We start from the raw sequence: 19,258 nt of genomic DNA, 5'->3' as shown, positions 1-19,258 counted from the left end.
CGTGACCACCGACGAGTTCCGCCGCAACCGCGACAACTTCTGCTACCGGCACCCCGACCGGCAGAGCTTCGTCCTGTGTCAGCGGTGCCTGCGCACGATCTGCGCCGAGTGTCAGACGCAGGCGGCGGTCGGGGTGGTCTGCCCGGAGTGCATGGCGGAGCAGCGCGCCACGCGCACCCCCGCGCAGCGCACCGCCGAACGACGCTGGAGTCGTCCCGCACCGATGGTGGCCGTGGCATCCGGCCGTCCCGTCGTCACCTACGCGATCATCGCGGTGACGGGGCTCACCTTCCTGCTGACGCTGATCCCCGGGTTCGGGTCGCTCGTCCGCGACTACCTGTCGTTCTTCGCGCCGGCGTTGTACCCGCAGATCACCGGCGTGTTCCAGCCATGGCGCCTGCTCACGGTCGTCCTCGTGCACGACGGCTTCTGGCACGTGGGTCTGAACATGCTCGCGCTGTGGTTCATGGGCCGCAGCCTCGAGCCGCTCCTGGGCGGCGCGCGCTTCCTCGCGCTCTATCTGCTGAGCGCCCTGGGCGGTTCGGTGGCGGTCGCGCTCCTTCAGCCGAACATCCCCGTCGTCGGCGCCTCCGGGGCCATCTTCGGTCTGTTCGGGGCGCTGCTCATCATCGGACGTCATCTGGGCGCCAACATCCGGATGATCGCGATCCTCATCGTCATCAACTTCGCGCTGCCGTTCGTGCTCGCCCTGGTGTCGGCGATCGGGACCGGGTCCTTCGCGGGTGCGCTTCAGGCGATCCAGATCTCGTGGCAGGCGCACCTGGGCGGCCTGGTGGCGGGGGCGCTGGTCGGCCTCATCTACGCGCGCACGCGGCGGCGGGCGCAGCGCGGGCTGCAGATCGGGCTCCTCGTCGGGACGACCGTCGTGCTTCTGGCGCTTCTGCTGCTGCCGCCCGTGATCTACGGCTGACCGCCGCGAGGTTATCCACAGGTTTGTCCACACGTGGGGACAAATCACACGGATGTAATTCGACCTGTCAGCGCCACCGGGTCGTCATGAGGAAGCCGATGAAGGCGATGCCGAAGCCGATCACCAGATTCCACGGGCCGATCCCGGGGATCGGGAAGTTCATGCCGCTGAGGTAGAAGACGAGCACCCAGACGAGGCCGATCAGCATCAGACCGATCATGACCGGAAGAAACCACACCGGGTTCGGCCGGCTGTCTCCCTCGCTGCGCTCGGCGATCGGGTCTTCGCCGCTGCCAGTTCGTGCCATTCCCCCAGTCTAACTGCCAGCGTCCCCATAACCGGGGGCGGTTAGTATCGCAGCGTGGTGGCGACAGACGGGCCGATCAGTCGTCGCGCGCGTCGCGCGCGACCGCGCCGGCGCGCGTCCGTCACGGGTGTCATCGGTGAGCTGCTCATGACGGTCGGCGCCGTCGTCCTCCTGTACGTGGCGTGGCAGATGTGGATCGGCGACGTCATCTACGCGGCCGAGAAGAACTCCGCCGGTGCGGCGCTGTCGCAGCAGTGGGAGCAGGAGTATGCGTCACCGGTCACGCCCTCGGAGACGCCCGCTCCCGAGGAGCCCCCCGCCGACCCGGTGACCGAGCCCCCCGTTCTGCCGCAGCCGGCCGACGCCGAGCGATTCGCCGTCATGCACATCCCCCGCTTCGGCGCCGACTACGCCATGCCGATCGCGGGCGGGGTGTCCCGCGCCCGCACGCTCGACCCGATCGGCATCGGGCACTACGAGGACGCCGCGATGCCCGGCGAGGTCGGCAATTTCGCGCTCGCCGCCCATCGCACGACCTTCGGCAAGCCGTTCAACCGCATCGCTGACCTGCACGTCGGCGATCCCCTCGTCGTCGAGACACCGGCCGGCTGGTACACCTACCGTTTCCGCACGCTCGAGTACGTGAGCCCCGACGCGGTGGACGTGCTGCTCGACGTGCCGCGGCGCCCCGACGTGCCCGCGGGAGGGCGGTACATCACCTTGACCAGCTGCAGCCCGATGTACTCGATGACGGAGCGGATCGTCGGGTACGGCGTCTTCGAATCCTTCTCCCCGCGGGTCGAGGGACAGCTCCCGCCCTCGCTTCTCGAGGCGGCGGCCTGATGTACGCGGCGCTGTGGCGCGTGCTCCCCGGCCCGTGGTGGGTGCGGGTGCTGATCCTCCTCCTCGCCGTCGCGGCTGTCGTGTACGCCCTGTTCACGTGGGTCTTCCCATGGGTCAGCGTCTTCGTCAATCCACAGGACGTCACCGTCGAGTGAGCGAGTTCCGCGTGCTCGTGGTCGACAATCACGACAGCTTCGTCCACACGCTCGCCGGTTATGTCCGGGAGCTGGGCGCCGAGGTCGAGCTGGTCGAGGCGGATGCCATCGCTGCGGGAGCCGCCGCATCCGTCGTCCGCTCGGCGGACGCCGTCGTCGTCTCGCCCGGTCCTGGTGAGCCGCACCGCGCGGGTGCGTCGGTCGCCGTCGTCAGGGCGGCGGCGGAGGCTGCCACGCCTCTGCTGGGGGTCTGCCTCGGGCATCAGGCGATCGGCGTCGCGTTCGGCGCGACCGTCGCGCACGCGCCGGAACTCATGCACGGGATGACTTCACTCGTCGAACACGACGGCAGCGCCCTGTTCGCGGGACTCGGGTCGCCGTTCGAGGCGACGCGGTATCACTCCCTCACTGTCCTGCCCGAGACCCTGCCCGCCGAGCTCGAGATCACGGCGGTGACGGCCTCGGGCGTGGTCATGGGTATCGCCCATCGCTCCCTGCCGCTCGTGGGCGTGCAGTTCCATCCCGAGAGCATCCTCACCGCGGGCGGGTATCGGCTGCTGGGGAACTGGCTCGCCGGCGCGGGCCTGGCTGGCGCCGACGTGCGAGGCGCGCGGCTGCATCCGGCCGGCGCGGCGCCGCTTCCGGGCTAGCCGGAGCAGACGGTCAGGACGATCTCCGAGTGCACCGGAACCTCGCCGGGGCTGAGCGACTGGCGCACCACCGTCGGGGATCCGGACGCGGCGCAGGACGGATCCTCCTCCGACGTCACGGTCAGCGCGATCTCGGGACTCTGCAGCTCCCGCGTCGCGGCGTCGAGGGTGTACCCGGTGTAGTCGACGATCACGACCCGGCCGGTCGCCACGACGAGGTTGATGGCGGTGCCGAGCGCCACGCTCGCGCCGTCGGCCTGATCCGCTTCGAGCACGGTCCCGGCGGCGGCATCCGGATCATTGCGCTGACGGATGGCCCCGACGGTCAGCCCGGCGTCGGTGATGGCCTGCCGGGCAGCGTCTTCGGCGAGCCCCGACAGCAGGGGCACCGTCGCGGTCTCGACACCCTTCGAGACGTACACCCCGATGTCTTCGCCGGGAGAGACGGACAGACCCGCTGCCGGATCGGTACGGATGACGTTGCCCTGGGCGATCGTCTCGCTGGCCTCCTCGCGCCGGATGGGAACGAGGTCGGCGTCGAGGAGCACATCCTCCGCGCGATCCCAAGCCATGTCGGACACGTCGGGGACGATGCGCGCGTTCTGCGGCACCTCGGTCCCCGGGCGGATGGTGACCACCCAGAAAAGCACTGAGATGAGGAGCACGGCGAGCAGCGCGACGCCCGACCAGATCCATGCCACGGGGGGCCCGGACTGGGTGCGGCGCATGGTGGAGTCGGTGCTCAGCTGCCGGAGCGACCGCGCCGTCTCCGCCGCCTGACGCGGGTTGGGCCCGTACAGCTCACTGGTGAGCGCGCCCAGCTGCTTCTTGCTCGGCTGCTTGCCCTCGGCGGTGTCGTCCAGCGCACGACGAAAGCTCGCGGCGTCCGGGAAGCGCTGGAAGGGATCCTTCGCGAGCGCACGCAGGATCACGGCGTCGAGCGCGCGGGGGATCGTCTCGATGATCTCGGACGGGGTGAGCGGAGCCTCGCTGACGTGCTGGTAGGCGACGGCGACCGGTGACTCGCCGCGGAACGGCGGCCGACCCGTGAGCAGCTCGTACAACACCACGCCTGTCGAATACAGATCGGCCCGCGCGTCGACGGGCTCGCCCTTGGCCTGCTCGGGCGAGAAGTACGCGGCGGTGCCGAGGATCGTCGTGGTCTCGGCCACCGTGGAGGACGAGTCGGACACCGCCCGCGCGATGCCGAAGTCCATCACCTTGACCTGGCCCTCGGGGGTCACCATGACGTTGCCCGGCTTGATGTCACGGTGCACGACGCCGGCGCGGTGGGAGAATTCCAACGCTTCCAGGATGCCGTCGACATAGCGGCGGGCCTCGTCGACGGGCACGGGCCCCTCGGCGATGATGTCCTTCAGCAACTGCCCGCGGACGAGCTCCATCACGATGTAGGGAGCCGGATGCGCGGCGCCATCCGGCCCGATCTCGCTGTCCTCGCCCGCGTCGAAGACGCGCACGATCGCGGGATGCGCCATCCGCGACGCGGACTGGGCCTCGAGACGGAACCGCGTGCGGAAGGCCGTGTCCTCGGCGAGATCGCGCTTGAGGATCTTGATCGCCACGTCGCGCTCGAGCATCAGGTCGTAGCCGCGGTAGACGCTGGCCATGCCGCCCTTGCCGATGAGTTCGGCCACGCGATACCGGCCGGACAGCACACGCGTCTCAGTCGTCACGGAGCACTCCCCGGGTGGTGAATCAAAGGATCAGCTTAGCGGTTACGGAGTCGTGCTCGGGCTCGGGCTCGGGACGGGGGCAGTGGCGATGGCGACCTGCGTCGTCGGCGAGGACGCCGACTCCCGCTGGCCGCCTTCACCGGAGCACAACGCCACGTACCGAGCCGTGATGTTGCCGGGGCTGTTGGGGACGTTGATCTCGGCCGACTGCTCGCCGGTCTGGAAGCTCCGCTCCTGTCCCCCTCCCTGTTGGAAGGTCGCGCCCTGGATGTACACGGTGTAGCCGCTGAGCGTCCCGGTGCCGGAGGGGCAGGTGTACGCCTCCCACGTCACCGTGGCGAGCGCACCGGCCTCGGCGGGGTTCGGCGAGACCGACGGGCCGCTACCGGGCGCCGGGATCTCCGTCTGCGGCCCGAAGCAGGTGATCGTGATCGCCGAACCTGGATCGACGCTGCCTCGTGCGGGGTCGGTGGACTCCACGGTGTTGACCTGTGCGGCAGTACCCGCCGGCGAACCCGTCGCCGCGGTGGGGCGGAGGCCGGCGTCCGTGGCCGCCTGGGTCGCGGCGTCGCAGGACATGCCCACCAGGGCCAGAGCTTCGAGATTCACGCGCGTCGCCGTCGGCGTCGGCGTGCTGGTCGGGGTGGAAACGCTCGCGCTCGGCGTGGTCCGGGTGGGAGCAGGACCGGACCCCTGGTTCACGAAGAACGCGATGAGCGTGCCGCCGAGCACGAGGACGAGCAGGGCGATGAGCGCGATGAGCGGCCACGTCCACGGGCTCCGCTTCTTCTTCTCGACGGGCGCTTCCTCCTCGGTCGCGGTCGCCGTGGTCATCGCCGTGGGTGCCGGCAGGAGGCGCGTCGCCGCCGAGGTGTCGGCACCCGAGGTGAGCAGCTGGGTGACGTCGTCGCCCGCGACCGCTCCCCCGATGGCCGGGACGGCCGCGACGGCGGCGGCGATGTCGCCGCGGCGAAGCGCCGCGGCCGCGCGCGAGACGGCGGCGGCGGAGTTCGGACGCTCCTCCGGCTTCTTGGTGATCATCGCGAGGACGAGCCGCTGCACAGGCTCGGGCACCGTCGCCGGCAGCGGCGGGGGCTGCTCGTTGATCTGCGCCATGGCGATGGCGACCTGGGACTCGCCCGTGAAGGGGCGCTTGCCGGCGAGGCACTCGTACGCCACGATCCCGAGCGAGTAGATGTCGGTCGCCGGAGATGCCGGGTGCCCCGACGCCTGCTCGGGCGAGAGGTACTGCACCGTGCCCATCACCTGACCGGTGGCCGTCAGCGGCACCTGGTCGGCGATGCGGGCGATGCCGAAGTCGGTGATCTTCACGCGGCCGTCGGGCGTGATGAGCAGGTTCCCGGGCTTGATGTCGCGGTGCACGAGCCCGGCGGCGTGGGCTGCCTGCAGGGCGGCGGCCGTCTGCGCGACGATGTCCAGCGTCTTGTCGGTCGACAGCGCCCCGTCGCGCTCGAGGATCGTCGACAGGGCTTCGCCCGGGACGAGCTCCATCACGAGGAAGGCCGATCCGTCCTCCTCGCCGTAGTCGAAGACGCTCGCGATGCCCTCGTGGTTGACCAGTGCGGCGTGACGGGCTTCGGCGCGGAAACGCTCGAGGAAACCCGGGTCGCCCAGGTACTCGTCCTTGAGGATCTTGATCGCGACCGTGCGTCCGATGACGTGGTCGGTGGCCTCCCAGACCTCGCCCATGCCCCCGATCGCGATCCGCGAGTCGAGTTCGTACCGTCCCCCGAAGGTCACTCCCTGTGTCGGTCTCATCTGCCCAGCACCGCCTCCATGACCTTCTTCGCGAGAGGAGCGGCGATGGAATTACCGCTCCCCGACTGTCCTTGCCCTCCGCCGTTCTCCACGACCACGGCCACGGCGACCTGGGGATCGTCGGCCGGAGCGAACCCGGCGAACCACAGCGAGTACGGACGATCCCCGTTCTCGGCAGTGCCCGTCTTACCGCCCACCTCGACCCCGTCTATTCTTGCATTGGAGCCCGCGCCGTCACTGACATTGGCGACCATCATCGTCGCCAGCTGCTCGGCGAGTCCCGGCTCGAGGGCGCGGCCGAACTCCGTGCTCTCGACGGTCTGCTGCACCGTGAGGTCGGGGCCGATGACCGTGTCGACCATGCGTGGATTCATGACGATCCCTCCGTTGGCGATGCCCGCCGCGACCATCGCCATCTGCAGCGGCGTCGCCGTGACCTGCCCCTGGCCGAAGCCGCTGAGCGCCGTCTGCGCGTCGTCCATGATCGAGCGCGGGTAGCCGGACGGGGTCGACTCCAGCGGCATCTCGAAGGCGCGGTTGAACCCGTACTTCTCGGCCTCGTCGCGGATCGCGGTGTCGCCGAGCTCCACGGCGAGCTCGGCGAAGGGGATGTTGCAGCTGAGCCGCAACGCGTCGGCGATGGTCACCGTCTCGCCGCCGCCGCACGTGCCGCCGGTGGCGTTGCGGACCGTGCGGGAGGACTGCGGCAGCTGGTAGATCGCGGGGTTCGGAAGCGTGGAGTCGGGCGTGTACCGCCCCGACGCGAGGGCGGCAGAGGCCACGACGAGCTTGAACGTGGATCCGGGTGGGTTGAGGTCGCCGCCGATGCCGCGGTTGTACAGCGGATGCGACGGGTCGGCGACGAGACCGTCGTAGGTCATCTCCACCGCGTCGGTGTCGTGCGAGGCGAGGAGGTTCGTGTCGTAACTGGGGCTCGTCGCCATGGCGAGGATCCGGCCGGTGGACGGCTCGATCGCGACGATCGCTCCCTGCAGTCCGTTCAGCGCGTCGTACGCCGCCCGCTGCACGACCGGGTCGAGGGTGATCTCGACATTCGACCCCCGTGGGGGCTGACCGGTGAGGATGCGGTCCAGCCGCGAGAGGAACTGCGAGCCCGCGGTGCCGCTGAGCACCTGGTTCTCGGCCTGCTCGAGACCCGTCGCCGATCCGAGCACGGGGTTGATGTATCCGGTGACCGGTGCCCACATGTCGGCGTCGACGTACACGCGCTGCCAGCTGTAGACGTCGTTGGAGGGCACCGACGACGCGATGGCGGTGCCGCCGGCGATGATGGATCCGCGTTGCACCTCGTACGAGTCGTAGAGCGCGCGGGTGTTGGCCGAGTTCAGCGCGAGCTCGTCGGCTTGCACGACCTGGATGACGCTCGTGGAGCCGAACAGCGCCAGGAACATCACCAGCATCAGGATGCTGAGGCGACGGAGTTCTTTGGTCATGTCAGCCGATCACCACCCGGGGTCGGCTGCGCACCGCATCCGAGATCCGCAGCAGGATCGCGACGATGAGCCAGTTGGAGATGAGGGAGGATCCGCCGGCCGTGAGGAACGGCGTGGTGAGGCCGGTGAGCGGGATGAGCCGGGTCACGCCGCCCACCATGATGAACACCTGCAGCGCGATCGTGAACGACAGGCCGGTCGCGAGGAGCTTGCCGAAGTCGTCCTGACCGGCCAGGCCGATGCGGATGCCGCGGCTGGCGAAGACCATGTAGAGGCTCAGGATCGCGAACACGCCCACGAGCCCCAACTCCTCACCGAGGCTCGGGAGGATGTAGTCGCTCTGCGACAGCGGTGTGAGATACGGCCGGCCCTGCCCCAGCCCCGTGCCGACGAGCCCGCCCTGTGCGAGGCCGAAGATCCCCTGGACGAGCTGGTAACTGCTGCCGTTGATGAGGTCGGGGTTGAAGGCGTCGAGCCAGATGGTGAACCGAGCGCCGACGTACGAGAGCACGCGCGAGGCGAGGAACGCTCCGCTGCCGGCCAGGAGGACGCCGATGAGGACCCAGCTGGTCTTGCCCGTCGCGACGTAGAGCATCGCGACGAACATGCCGAACAGCAGGGTCCCGGTGCCGAGGTCGCGCTGCAGCACGATGATGCCGAGAGAGATCAACCAGATCACCAGGAGCGGACCCAGCTCGCGCGCCCGCGGCCACGTCATCCACAGGAACCGCGACCCGACCGAGGTGAGGCTCTCGCGCGTGCGCACGAGGTAGCCGGCGAAGAAGATCGCGAGCGAGATCTTCGCCAGCTCGCCGGGCTGGAACTGGAACAGACCCCCCACCGACACCCAGACATCCGCGTTCTGGTTCGTGCCGAGGCCGGGGACGAAGGGCAGCAGCAGGAGAGCGATGCCGACGAAGCCGAAGACGTAGGTGTAGCGGTAGAGCACGCGGTAGTTGCGGAGGAACCACACGACGGCGATGGCGCCAGCGATCGCGATCGTCGACCAGGCCAGCTGGCGGACCGATGACGCATCCCACCCGACGTGGTTGCGCGCGATGTCGATGCGATAGATCTCCGCCATCCCGAGCCCGGTGAGGATCGTGGCGATCGGGAGCACGAACGGATCGGCGTCGCGCGCCCGCAGGCGCAGGACGACATGGAGGATGAGGGCCAGGACCGCCGGGATGGCTCCCAGGATGAACACCTGCGCGTCGAGCGCGCGTCCGGTCCCGAGTTCCACCAGCGCGAGCGCGGAGGCGTTGACGATCAGCGCGAACAGCAGCAGGCCCAGTTCGCGGTTTCGTTGCGTCTGCGGCACCCGGATGCGGCGGAGCGCGCGGATCACCGCCGTGTCGGCGGAGACGGCGTCGGTGCGGGTGAGGGCGGGCTCGCTCATGAGCCTCCCCGCCCTGCGGTGTCGCGCAGCCGGGCCACGATGAGCTCGGCGTCGGCGAGGGAGCGGGCGTTGATCGTGCGCTCCACGGTATTGCGTTCGAACTCGGGCAGATCGGCCAGCGGGATGTCGGTGTCCTCATGGGGGGTGGACAGCGAGATCGGCCCGATCGACTGCTGGATGCCGCGGTAGACCACCACGGTGTCGTCGTCGGCTCCGATGAAGTACCGCGTCTGCGTCCAGCTGTACGCGGCGAAGAGCGTCACGGCCAGAAGCGCCAGGACCGTCAGCAATCCCACGATCCATCCCGCGCGTCGGCGGCGTGCCCGGCGCCGGTCTTCTTCGATGAGCTCCTCGAGGAACTCCGCATCTGGTTCGAAGTGCGTCGGCTCGTTGGCGGCTTGACGATTCGGGTGCAGCCAGCTGCTGCGGCCGGCGCGGGCGGCGGGCACCTCGATGCCGATCGGGTTGGACGCCGATCCGACGATCGTGGGGGTGCCGATGAAGACCGGATGCTGCCCCCCGACGTCGACGATCACGATCGTGACGTTGTCGGGCGCACCCCCATCGAGGGCCTGCTTGAGCAGCGCGTCGGCCGTGCGACCGGGAGCCAGGCCCTGGGCGAGCGCCTTGCCGGTGTGGATGTCGTCGACGACTCCCGACAGACCGTCGGAGCACAGCAGCCAGCGGTCGCCGGGCTGGGTCGGCATGATGAAGGTGTCGACCTCGGGGTCGGGGTCCATGTCGCCGAGCACGCGCATGAGCACCGAGCGGCGCGGGTGGTAGCGCGCCTCCTCGGGCGTGATGCGCCCGGAGTCGACGAGTCGCTGCACGAACGTGTGGTCGGTCGTGATCTGCGTGAGCGCTTCGTCGCGGTACAGGTAGATGCGCGAGTCGCCGATGTGGGCGATGACGGCGTAGTCGTCCACCATCACCAGCGCGCTGACCGTCGTGCCCATGCCGGCGAGCTCGGGGCGGCGGCCCACGGTGTCGATCAGGTCGGTCGCGGTCTCGGTGATCGCCTCGCGGAGCGCCCGCTCCGCCTCGACGGTCGACGCGAAGGGCTGATCGAGCTCGGTGAGCCGGGCGATGGCGAGACTCGACGCGACGTCGCCGCCCGCGTGACCGCCCATCCCGTCGGCCACGACGAAGAGGTTCGAACCGGCATACCCGGAGTCCTGATTGTTGGAGCGCACCTTGCCGGTGTGCGAGAGAGCGGCGCTCGAACCCTGGAAGACCATGAAGATTCGGGGTTACTTCCGCAGCTCGAACGTCGTCGCGCCGACCTTGATGGGGGCGCCGATGCGCACCGGGACGGGAGCTGCCACGCGGGTGCCGTCGTGGAAGGTGCCGTTGGTGGAGTCGAGGTCCTGGATCATCCACTGGTCCCCCCACAGCACCAGGCGTGCGTGGTGGCTCGAGGTGTAGTCGTCGCGGACGACCAGGCCCGACTCGCTCGAGCGCCCGATGGTGAGCGGCTCGTTCCCGAGGGGAAGCTCCAGGCCGGCCTTGGGGCCGCTCGTGATGACGATGCGGGACACCGTGGAGGTCGTGGCAGTGGTGCCGGGAGGCGCGCTGATCTGCGACGAGGGTGCGCTCTTGGCCGCGGGCGCCGGCCGGCTGACCGGGGCGGTGGCGTCGGCAGCGCCCGCCGTCGGCGTCGGCGCCGCGGCGGCCGCGGCCGGCTCGGGGAGCTTTCGCACCTTCACGCCGAACAGATCGGCGCGCAGCGAGTAGACCACGGCGAAGACGAAGAACCACAGCAGCAGCAGGAATCCGATGCGCAGCAGCAGGAGGGTGAGTTCGCTCACGCGAGCGGACCTCCCTCGCGGACGGTGAACGCTCGCGTGGCATCGGGTGAGGGCCGCGACGGCGGGGCGGCCTGGGGAACGACGCGGAAGACGATGTTCGTCCGGCCGATGGTGACGGTGGAGTCGGCCGGGAGGGGCGCCTCGGAGACCTTGCGCCCGTTCAGCTGGGTGCCGTTGGTGGAGCCGAGGTCGCGCACCATCGCGCGCTCGCCGTCCCACAGGATCTCCACGTGCTTGCGGCTGGTCCCCGCATCCGGGATCGTGATGTCGGCGTCGCTGCCGCGACCGATCACCGTGCGGCCCTTGGTGAGCGGATGGCGCTGACCGTCGATGTCGACCACACCGCGCCACGACACGGTGCCGGTCGCGGTCTGCGATTCCACGCGCAGGGTGCCGGTCGAGACGCTCTCGTCCCGCTGGAGGGAGATGCCGACGGGGCCGGCGAACGAGTAGCCCTGCGTGCGGGCGTGCGTCTGCACGAGCGTGTGCAGCTCGTCGCCGAGCGCGGCGCCGAGCTGCCGCATCCGGTCGTCGTCGGCGGGGGCCAGGTGGACCACGAACGTGTTGGGCGCGAGGATGCGGTCGCGGCTGACGACCGCGGACTTCTTGTCGAGCTCGCTGCGGAGGGCGGAGGCGATCTCCACCGGCTGGATGCCGCTGCGGAAGGTCTTCGCGAAGGCGCCGTTGACGGCGCGTTCGAGACCCTTCTCGAAACTGTCGAGTAGTCCCACGAGACTCCTTCAGGCAGGCAGACCGGTGGGTACATCGTAGTCAGGGTGCCTGGGCGGCCACTCCATGCGTCGCCAAACCGCGAGACTGCACCTCCGCCACGAGACCGCAGCCACCGTACGCCGTCTCGTGGCGCCCGTGCAGTCTCGCGGTGCAGAGCGCCCGTGATATTCTCGGCAGGTTGAGTGCGCGGGATTCGTCCCGCGCCTCGCGCGAGTGGCGGAATAGGTAGACGCGCTGGCTTCAGGTGCCAGTGCCCGCAAGGGCGTGGGGGTTCAAGTCCCCCCTCGCGCACAAGCGAAAGAGGCCCCCGGCGGGGGCCTCTTTCGCGTTCCGGGTTCGCCGATGTGGCTGCGCGTGCGCCGGCTGCCGAGTTCCCGACCGGGGCGCGACGCAACTCCTCAAGATCGCGCAAGACAGCGCGCGACGGCTGCGGAATCCCGCGGCGGCCGTCGCTGCGGGGCGTGGATCTTGAGGAGTTGCGACTCTCCGGGGCGGCGCCGCACCGGCAGCGGGCCGGGCCTGAGGGCTACTCCAGGGTCGGCGGGAGGACGTAGACGACCTCCTCGACCTCGCGCCCGGCACCGGGGGCGTACGAGCTCATACAAGACACCTCGGTGAAGCCCGCGCGAGCGAGCAGAGCGGCGGAGGGGACGTTGGTGGCGGCCACGCGAGCGTAGAGAGGTCGCTCCGGCTCGCGAGCGAGAAGGAGTCGCAGGGCCTCCGACCCGACGCCGCGCCCCTGCGCGTGCCGGGCGATCCAGTACGTGACCTCCCGATCGCCGTCGACGGTGAACGCCGCGGCGGTGCCGGCGAATCCGCCGCTCTCGGTGACGACCCACATCGACACGTCGGGGTCCGACCGGTTGCGCGAGATCCACGCGTCGAACGCGTCCCGGTCGTCGGGGTCGGATGCGGTGAAGGCGGCCTGCGCCACGGCATCCGGGTCGCGCATCATCTCGAAGACGGCGTCGAGATCGTCGTCGTCCAGCGCGCGCAGCTCGATGTGACCCACGCCGCCACCCTACGAGTGTCACGAATTGTGAACGACTTTCTCCGCGCACTATCGCATCCGCGCGCATCTATCAGTAGAGTGTTCGCAGTCACGCTCTGCGTGGCCTATCCGGGGGGATCCGTCGACGCCCGGGCTTTGAGCTGATGGCTCGGCCCGGGCGTCGTATGGTTAACGCTCTCGTGCAACGTTTGTGTCACCATCCGGTGCGCAGCATGGCCTCCACCATTACCGTGGGAGGTCCACGGCGCGATGATGGCGCCGGCACGAAAGAACGGCATGTAATGACTCAGGGCACCGTCAAGTGGTTCAACGCGGAGAAGGGCTTCGGCTTCATCGCACCTGACGAGGGCGGCGCGGATGTCTTCGCGCACTACACCGCCATCTCGGCATCCGGGTACCGCTCGCTCGAGGAGAACCAGCGCGTCGAGTTCGACATCGCGCAGGGACCCAAGGGCTTGCAGGCGGAGAACATCCGTCCCGTCTGACGCCGGGCGTCAGTGCTCGCCGCGCACCAGCTCCAGTCCCGCTCCGGCGAACTGGCGCAGGGTCGCGGTGGGAAGGAACGCGCGCGTGAGCGCGGCCGCGATGCGAGTGAGGTCGCTCTCGTCGCGGTAGAGCAGATACATGGTCTCGTACCGCGGGTTGAACTTCTCCTTGAAGCGGTGGAGCGACGCGAAGCCGTATACCGGCTCGAGCATGCCCGCCACCCAGTCGGTCACGTCGGCGATGACGCCGGCGTCGGCCGGGTACTCGTGCGTGAGCGGTGCGCCGGACAGAGACAGGATCTCGGCGCCCTCCTCGGCGAACGCCTTGGCCGATGACCCGATGAGAAACTCCATCACGGGTCCGAAGCCGCCGTCACGACGTCGCATGAGGTCGAGCGTCCAGCCGCGCACCCGTCCTTCGCCGTAGATCGGGAGCCAGGAGAGGAACCCGTCCACGTTGCCCTCGGGCGACACGGCGAGGGCCAGTCGCACCTCCGGATCATCGGCCTCCGTGAGCGTCCCGAGCGTGAAGCCCATCTCCGGAAGGCCCTTGTCCCCGACCCAGCTCTCCGAGATCGCGCGCAGCTGCTGCTGGATCCCCCACGGCTCGTCCCGGAGGCGCGTCAGGCGGAACTGCACGCCCTCGCGCTCGGCGCGGTTGAGCGAAGTGCGCACCGCAGCCCACGACTTGCCGGTGAAGGCCAGTCCCGGGAGATCGACGATCGTGTCGTCGGCCACGACGATGCTGCGCCAATCCGCCGGTACGGCGGCGCGGGTGGCATCGCCGGCGCTGAAGAAGCACGGGATGAGGCCGGCGTGCTCGGCGCGGGCGATGAACTCGCGCACCGCGGCGGGCCTCACCTCCTCGGGGCCGAGAGGATCGGCGAGGGCGAGTGCGACGCCGGCGCGACGCTGATAGGCCACGATGCCGCCGCCCACCCGGGCGTAGATGTTGTTCTCCCACGTCGCCATCCACGACAGCGTCCCGCCGCCATGGGTGCGGATCTCCTCTTTCACCTCCTCGCGCGTCGCGCGAGCCCCGTCGCTGATGCGGGCCCCGCGATGCGCGCGGAATGCTCGCCGGACGAGCAGGAGGTAGACCAGCAGCATGGCCCACAGCACCGATGTCGCGAGGGTCACGCTGAGGTCGGCGTCGACGGTGGCTTCGACATCCGTGATGCCGGCGATCGCGATGAGGGTGATCAGGCCGACGCCGATGAGGACGTTGAGCACCGAGAGCGCGACGCTGACGATCCACGCCCAGCGCCGGCCGCGTCGCATCCCGTTCGCCGCGATGAGGACCACGACGGCGTCGAAGGTGACGTCGAACCACGGTGCCGCGTAGGGGACGGTCACGCCGAAAGGTCCCGTGGTGGGGACGACCAGCGTCACGAGCTGCACGGCCGCGAGCACCACCATGGTGACGAAAGCGATCAGCCGCTGCTCCCGCACCGAGACCCGCTGCGGGCGCAGCGAGCGGTCGATCGCGAGCACGAGAAGCACGCCCATCACGTGCTCGAGGTCGGCGAGCGCGCCCCAGAACAGCACCGCCAGAAAGATGAAGGCGATCAGCACGATCCACGCGCGCAGTCGCCACGGCGACACGAACAGCGCGAGGGCCGCCGCGATGCATGCCATCGTCCCGCCGGAGGGGCCCACATCGAGCGCGGCCGCCTGCGTCTCTGCCCACGGCCACGGCAGCATCGCGCACAGCCACAGCAGGAGCGAGGTCGCGAGCACGGCGAACAGCTGCCCGCCCGCGAAGTACGCCAGCGCGACGCGTGATCCGCGGCGGAACTCCAGATACGCCATGCCCCAGAATCCGGTCAGCGTGAAGACGTACACCCACGGCTCGTTGACGAAGAACGTGCCGGTGAGGGGTGTCCACCAGCGTCCCGCTTCGAGCGCCGGAAGCCCGTAGGCGACGGTGTCGTACACCGGGGAGTGGGCGAACGACGTCCACAGGCCCTGCCATGCGACGCCGACGGCGATGACGGCGAGCATCAGGGCGAGAGTGGCCGGGATGCGACGGAGGAAGTGCGTCGCCCGCTGGGCCGGTCCCGGTCTGTCCCCCATGGACATCCACCATAGGGTCGACGCGCCCGGCTCACCCGTCGACAGGCTCAGCCGCCGGAGAAAGCGTCCATCACTCCTCGACGAGAAGGAGCGCGCGCAGCTCGTCGGCCGTCGCGACGCTGGCCTGCGCGCCCTCGGCCTCGTGCGGCCAGCTGAATCCCCATTGCACGAAGATGACCGGCACGTCGTGGGCGAGGCCGCCCTCCACGTCGTGATGCCGGTCGCCGATGAGCACCGGCCGGCTCGTGTCGGCACCCGCGACGGCCAGGCGGCGGAGGGCCTCCGCGACGATGTCGGACTTCGCACTCAGGGTGCGCTCGTCCAGCGTCGCGCCGACGGTAGCCGTGAGGTACGGCGAGAGGTCGAAGAAATCCATGAGCGCGGTCACCTGCACCTCCGGCTTCGAGCTCGCCGTGGCCTGGGGCACGCCGGCGGCGCTCAGATCGGCCATGATCTCCGCGATCCCGGGAAAGAGCTGCACGCTCGAGGTGTAGCCCTCGGCCTTGTTGAGTCCGCGATAGAAGGTGACGGCCTCGGTGGCCTGCTCGGGCGTCATCCCCACGTTCGTCTGGAACGACTCGAACATCGGCGGGCCGATCCAGTGGGCGAGCTCGCCCCGTGTCGGGGGCCGCATCCCGAAATGCTCGAGCGTGACGGTCAGGCGCCGCAGGATCCCCTCCGACGCGTCGATGATCGTGCCGTCGACGTCCCACAGGACGCAGGACCAGGGGGAGCGCTCGGGCATACGTCCACGGTAGCTGGCGCTAGAACAGCCGCGGTGCGCCCGAGTCCACACCCTTCATCTCGTCGTAGTCGAGAGTGAGGCAGCGGATGCCGCGATCGGCGGCGAGCACGCGCGCCTGCGGCTTGATCTCCTGGGCCGCGAAGATGCCGGTCACCGGTGCGAGGTGGGGGTCGCGATTGAGCAGCTCGAGGTAGCGCGTGAGCTGCTCGACGCCGTCGATGTCGCCGCGGCGCTTGACCTCGATCGCGATCGTCCCACCCGCCGGGTCGCGCAGGAGCAGATCCACCGGTCCGATCGCCGTGGGGAACTCGCGCCGCACGAGCGAGAGGCCCTCGCCCACGAGGGACACCTGCTCGGCGAGCAGGCGCTGCAGATCGGCCTCGACACCGTCTTTGATGAGACCGGGATCCACCCCGAGATCGTGCGAGGTGTCGGAGAGGATCTCGTGGATGCGGACGACCAACGCGTCACCGGTCTTCGCGTGGGTCACGCGCCAGCGTTCGACGACGCCGTCCTCGAGGTCCGCCGCATCCGGCGCCTCGGCGACGAGCGAGCACGGCGGGCTCATCCAGTTCAGCGGCTTGTACGAACCGCCGTCGGAGTGGACGAGGAGGCTTCCGTCCCCCTTGTGCACGAGCAGGCGCGTGGCCAGCGGCAGGTGCGCGTTGAGCCGGCCGGAGTAGTCCACGGAGCACTTCGCGATCACCAGACGCACGCGACGAGCCTAATCGTGTCAGCTCTCGCTGCGGGCGGGGGCGGCGGATGCCGTGGGAGCGAGGGGACGCGCGGCCCCGGCGAAGAACCCCGACAGCACGATGAGTCCCACGATCACGAACAGCGTGTTCAGCAGGCCGAAGTGCTCGCTGATGAACCCGAGGATCGGCGGGCCGCACAGGAACGCCACATATCCGATGGTCGCGGCTGCGCTCACGCGCGCGGCCGCCTTCGCGGGGTCGTCCGCGGCGGCCGACATCCCCAGCGGGAAACCGAGCGACGCACCGACACCCCACAGGGCGGCTCCGACGAAGACGAGGGGAAGGCTCGGCGCGAGGATGAACAGCAGCAGGCCCGCAGTGGCCGCCGCCGCCAGGACCCGCAGCACGGCGACGCGGCCGAAACGGTCGACGAGCGGGCCCCCGAACACCCGCACCACCGTCATCGCCACGGAGAAGACCGCCAGCGCTGCGGCGCCCGACGCCTCGGTGGCGCCGTGATCTTCCACCACCGCGAGCGGAAGCCAATCGTTGGCCCCGCCCTCGGCGAACGCCATCCCGAGCATGATGACCCCGAGCGCGTACGTCCGGGGCTCCTTCCACGCGCTGAGGGCGAGGTGCAGGCGCTCCCGCCACGTCGACGGCGCGGCATCCTCGGCGTCGTCGTCCATCGCGACCTCGCGGGCGGGCACGTTGGCGACGCTGACAACGGCGAGCAGGGCGATCATCCCCGCGATCAGGCCGCAGTGCACCGCCACCGCCACCCCCCACGCGGCAGCCAGCACACCCAGCCCCGCGCCGATCACGGTGCCGAAGCTGAAGAACGCGTGGAAGAGGGGCAGGATGGTCCGCCCGCTGTACTTCTCGATCGCCGCGCCCTCGACGTTCATCATCACGTCGACCGCGCCGTTGCCGCCGCCGAACAGCATGAGACCGAACAGGACCACCGCGTAGGAGTGGAAGAGATCGGCGCCGACGCCGACCAGCGCGACGCCCACGGCCACCAGCAGCAGTGCGGCGAGCATCCCGCGGCGCGCGCCGAGACGGGCGAGCGCCACCGGCGCGAGGGACAGGCCGATGATCGAAGCCGCCCCCATCCCCAGAAGCAGGAACCCGATCTGGATGTTGTCCACGCCCAGGGCCGTCTTGATGGCGGGAACGCGCGATGCCCACGTCGCGATGCTCAGCCCGCTGGCGAGGAAGATCGCGAAGATGGCGGTGCGCCAGCGCACGAGCTGTGGGCGGGTGAGGTCGACATCCATGCCGAACAGTGTATCGAATCGATTCGACACTCCCACCCATCCGCTTTCGCGCCGGGGTAGCCTCGGAGCATGAGCACGCGTCGCGCCACCATCGCCGACGTCGCGCGCGAAGCCGGAGTGTCGGCATCGACGGCCTCCGTCGTCTTCAGCGGACGCACCCCCGTATCGGAGGTGACTCGCGAGCGCGTGCGCGCGGCCGCCGCGCTGCTCGGCTACACCGGACCCGATCCGCGAGCGGCCTCGCTGCGCCGCGGCCGGTCGGGAATCGTCGGCGTCGTGATCGAGGGGCGCCTGGGGGCGGTCTTCTCCGACCCCGTGATGACGCTGCAGATGGACGGCCTCACCGAGGGCGTCGCCCGGGTCGGCGCCGGTCTCCTCCTCCTGCGCGACACCGGTGACGTCCAGAGCGAGCCGTCCTTGCTGACCGCTCCGCTGGATGCCGCCGTCCTGATCGGATGCAACGCCCGCACTCGTGAGGCTGTCGAGATCGTGCGTTCCCGCGGCGTCCCCGCTGTCGTGATCGAGGGGGACGGCGGCCCGGGGGTGCCGCAGATCCGGCTCGACAATCGCGAAGCACAGCGTCAGCTGGCCAGCCACATCGCCGGTCTGGGACATCGGCGCGTGGCTCTCGTGACCCTTCCCACCAGCGCCGACCGCGCGGGCGGGTGGCTCGATGCCGCCGGGGAGGCGGCCATCCGTGTCGAGGTCACGGCCGACCGCCTCGCCGGCGCGCGTGATGTGTACCCGGATGCGCCGGCATACGTCGCGGGCGCCAGTCTCATCGACGAGGGTCTCGCTGCCGGACGCATGCTCTTCGCCGACCCTGGCACCCGGCCCACCGCCGTCATCGCCCAGAGCGACCTGCTCGCGACCGGCGTCATCCGCGCCGCCGAGGAGGCAGGACTCCGCGTCCCGCACGACGTCAGCGTCACCGGATTCGACGGCGTCGTCGTCGACGGGCTCGCGCCGTACGAGCTCACCACGGCCGTCCAGCCGGCGGCGGAGAAGGGGCGCGCAGCCGGAGACGCCGTGGCGGCCATGCTCGACGGCTCGGACGCCGCCTCGCTGTTGTTCACCTGCACGTTCCATGAAGGTAACACCACCGCGCCGCCCGCGTCCTGACGCTCGCGAGACCGGTGCCGGAATGCGGCCTTTAGGATAGAGACGACGACCTGAGAGCCCGGGCCCCCCGCCCGTCGACCCCGAGGAGGCC

General features: G+C 70.0%; 19 protein-coding genes and 1 tRNA gene. 7 read left to right on the top strand and 13 right to left on the bottom strand.

Going from position 1 to position 19,258, the window contains the following annotated elements; all coding sequences use genetic code 11:
* Position 1: 1 nt before the first annotated feature.
* Positions 2–931 carry a rhomboid family intramembrane serine protease gene (locus tag ACTU3I_RS02040; protein WP_442923938.1) on the top strand — a complete coding sequence of 310 codons (930 nt, stop codon included), beginning with the start codon at positions 2–4 and terminating at the stop codon, positions 929–931.
* Positions 932–998: 67 nt separating this feature from the next.
* On the opposite strand, the gene ACTU3I_RS02035 is transcribed toward ACTU3I_RS02040, so the two are convergent.
* A complete protein-coding gene (locus ACTU3I_RS02035) occupies positions 999–1,238 on the bottom strand; it encodes a cell division protein CrgA (protein WP_442923937.1) in 240 nt (79 codons plus the stop codon).
* Positions 1,239–1,292: 54 nt separating this feature from the next.
* Here ACTU3I_RS02035 and ACTU3I_RS02030 point away from each other — a divergent pair, with 54 nt between their 5' ends.
* The 3 genes from ACTU3I_RS02030 to ACTU3I_RS02020 are packed head-to-tail and all read left to right on the top strand — an operon-like array spanning position 1,293 to position 2,886.
* Complete coding sequence (locus tag ACTU3I_RS02030) at positions 1,293–2,081, top strand: class E sortase (RefSeq protein WP_442923936.1); 789 nt, start codon at positions 1,293–1,295, stop codon at positions 2,079–2,081.
* Positions 2,081–2,236, top strand: coding sequence for a hypothetical protein (locus tag ACTU3I_RS02025; RefSeq protein WP_442923935.1), 156 nt, complete (start codon positions 2,081–2,083; stop codon positions 2,234–2,236). The genes ACTU3I_RS02030 and ACTU3I_RS02025 overlap by 1 nt, the downstream gene beginning before the upstream one ends.
* Entirely contained in the window at positions 2,233–2,886 is a 654-nt protein-coding gene (locus tag ACTU3I_RS02020) for an anthranilate synthase component II (RefSeq protein ID WP_442923934.1), read from the top strand. Before ACTU3I_RS02025 ends, ACTU3I_RS02020 begins: the two co-directional genes overlap by 4 nt.
* Here the strand turns inward: ACTU3I_RS02020 and pknB are convergent.
* The 7 genes from pknB to ACTU3I_RS01985 are packed head-to-tail and all read right to left on the bottom strand — an operon-like array spanning position 2,883 to position 11,751.
* Positions 2,883–4,580, bottom strand: coding sequence for a Stk1 family PASTA domain-containing Ser/Thr kinase (gene pknB, locus ACTU3I_RS02015; protein WP_442923933.1), 1,698 nt, complete (start codon positions 4,578–4,580; stop codon positions 2,883–2,885). The genes ACTU3I_RS02020 and pknB overlap by 4 nt on opposite strands.
* Before the next feature lie 42 nt (positions 4,581–4,622).
* Positions 4,623–6,359: a protein kinase domain-containing protein gene (locus ACTU3I_RS02010; protein ID WP_442923932.1), complete on the bottom strand. Its 1,737-nt coding sequence runs from the start codon at positions 6,357–6,359 to the stop codon at positions 4,623–4,625.
* Entirely contained in the window at positions 6,356–7,813 is a 1,458-nt protein-coding gene (locus ACTU3I_RS02005) for a peptidoglycan D,D-transpeptidase FtsI family protein (protein WP_442923931.1), read from the bottom strand. The genes ACTU3I_RS02010 and ACTU3I_RS02005 overlap by 4 nt, the downstream gene beginning before the upstream one ends.
* Before the next feature lies 1 nt (position 7,814).
* On the bottom strand, positions 7,815–9,212 hold the full coding sequence (locus tag ACTU3I_RS02000; RefSeq protein ID WP_442923930.1) for an FtsW/RodA/SpoVE family cell cycle protein: 1,398 nt from the start codon (positions 9,210–9,212) through the stop codon (positions 7,815–7,817).
* Positions 9,209–10,450, bottom strand: coding sequence for a PP2C family protein-serine/threonine phosphatase (locus tag ACTU3I_RS01995; protein WP_442923929.1), 1,242 nt, complete (start codon positions 10,448–10,450; stop codon positions 9,209–9,211). Before ACTU3I_RS01995 ends, ACTU3I_RS02000 begins: the two co-directional genes overlap by 4 nt.
* A gap of 12 nt (positions 10,451–10,462) precedes the next feature.
* A complete protein-coding gene (locus ACTU3I_RS01990; protein ID WP_442923927.1) occupies positions 10,463–11,020 on the bottom strand; it encodes an FHA domain-containing protein FhaB/FipA in 558 nt (185 codons plus the stop codon).
* On the bottom strand, positions 11,017–11,751 hold the full coding sequence (locus tag ACTU3I_RS01985; protein ID WP_442923926.1) for an FhaA domain-containing protein: 735 nt from the start codon (positions 11,749–11,751) through the stop codon (positions 11,017–11,019). Before ACTU3I_RS01985 ends, ACTU3I_RS01990 begins: the two co-directional genes overlap by 4 nt.
* 208 nt (positions 11,752–11,959) lie before the next feature.
* Here ACTU3I_RS01985 and ACTU3I_RS01980 point away from each other — a divergent pair.
* A tRNA-Leu gene (locus ACTU3I_RS01980) sits at positions 11,960–12,043 on the top strand.
* 235 nt (positions 12,044–12,278) lie between these two features.
* Here the strand turns inward: ACTU3I_RS01980 and ACTU3I_RS01975 are convergent.
* Positions 12,279–12,764: a GNAT family N-acetyltransferase gene (locus ACTU3I_RS01975; RefSeq protein ID WP_442923925.1), complete on the bottom strand. Its 486-nt coding sequence runs from the start codon at positions 12,762–12,764 to the stop codon at positions 12,279–12,281.
* Between the two features lie 281 nt (positions 12,765–13,045).
* Here ACTU3I_RS01975 and ACTU3I_RS01970 point away from each other — a divergent pair, with 281 nt between their 5' ends.
* On the top strand, positions 13,046–13,249 hold the full coding sequence (locus ACTU3I_RS01970) for a cold-shock protein (protein WP_442923924.1): 204 nt from the start codon (positions 13,046–13,048) through the stop codon (positions 13,247–13,249).
* 9 nt (positions 13,250–13,258) lie between these two features.
* Here the strand turns inward: ACTU3I_RS01970 and ACTU3I_RS01965 are convergent, their stop codons facing one another.
* From ACTU3I_RS01965 to ACTU3I_RS01950, 4 genes are all read right to left on the bottom strand, one after another.
* The gene (locus ACTU3I_RS01965; protein ID WP_442923923.1) at positions 13,259–15,325 is read right to left on the bottom strand and encodes a bifunctional lysylphosphatidylglycerol flippase/synthetase MprF; all 2,067 of its coding nucleotides are present in this window, start codon (positions 15,323–15,325) and stop codon (positions 13,259–13,261) included.
* A 70-nt stretch (positions 15,326–15,395) separates the two neighbouring features.
* A complete protein-coding gene (locus ACTU3I_RS01960) occupies positions 15,396–16,070 on the bottom strand; it encodes an HAD hydrolase-like protein (protein ID WP_442923922.1) in 675 nt (224 codons plus the stop codon).
* 19 nt (positions 16,071–16,089) lie between these two features.
* Complete coding sequence (gene nucS / locus ACTU3I_RS01955; RefSeq protein WP_442923921.1) at positions 16,090–16,785, bottom strand: endonuclease NucS; 696 nt, start codon at positions 16,783–16,785, stop codon at positions 16,090–16,092.
* Positions 16,786–16,803: 18 nt separating this feature from the next.
* On the bottom strand, positions 16,804–18,045 hold the full coding sequence (locus ACTU3I_RS01950; protein ID WP_442923920.1) for an MFS transporter: 1,242 nt from the start codon (positions 18,043–18,045) through the stop codon (positions 16,804–16,806).
* Between the two features lie 69 nt (positions 18,046–18,114).
* On the opposite strand from ACTU3I_RS01950, the gene ACTU3I_RS01945 reads away from it, so the two are divergent.
* Positions 18,115–19,167: a LacI family DNA-binding transcriptional regulator gene (locus tag ACTU3I_RS01945; RefSeq protein ID WP_442923919.1), complete on the top strand. Its 1,053-nt coding sequence runs from the start codon at positions 18,115–18,117 to the stop codon at positions 19,165–19,167.
* The last annotated feature ends 91 nt before the right edge of the window (positions 19,168–19,258 follow it).

It is taken from the genome of Microbacterium sp. RD1, assembly GCF_052220165.1.
Taxonomy (GTDB): Bacteria; Actinomycetota; Actinomycetes; order Actinomycetales; family Microbacteriaceae; genus Microbacterium.
Note: the sequence above shows the minus strand (reverse complement) of the source record. Positions and strands in the feature narration are given on the sequence as shown.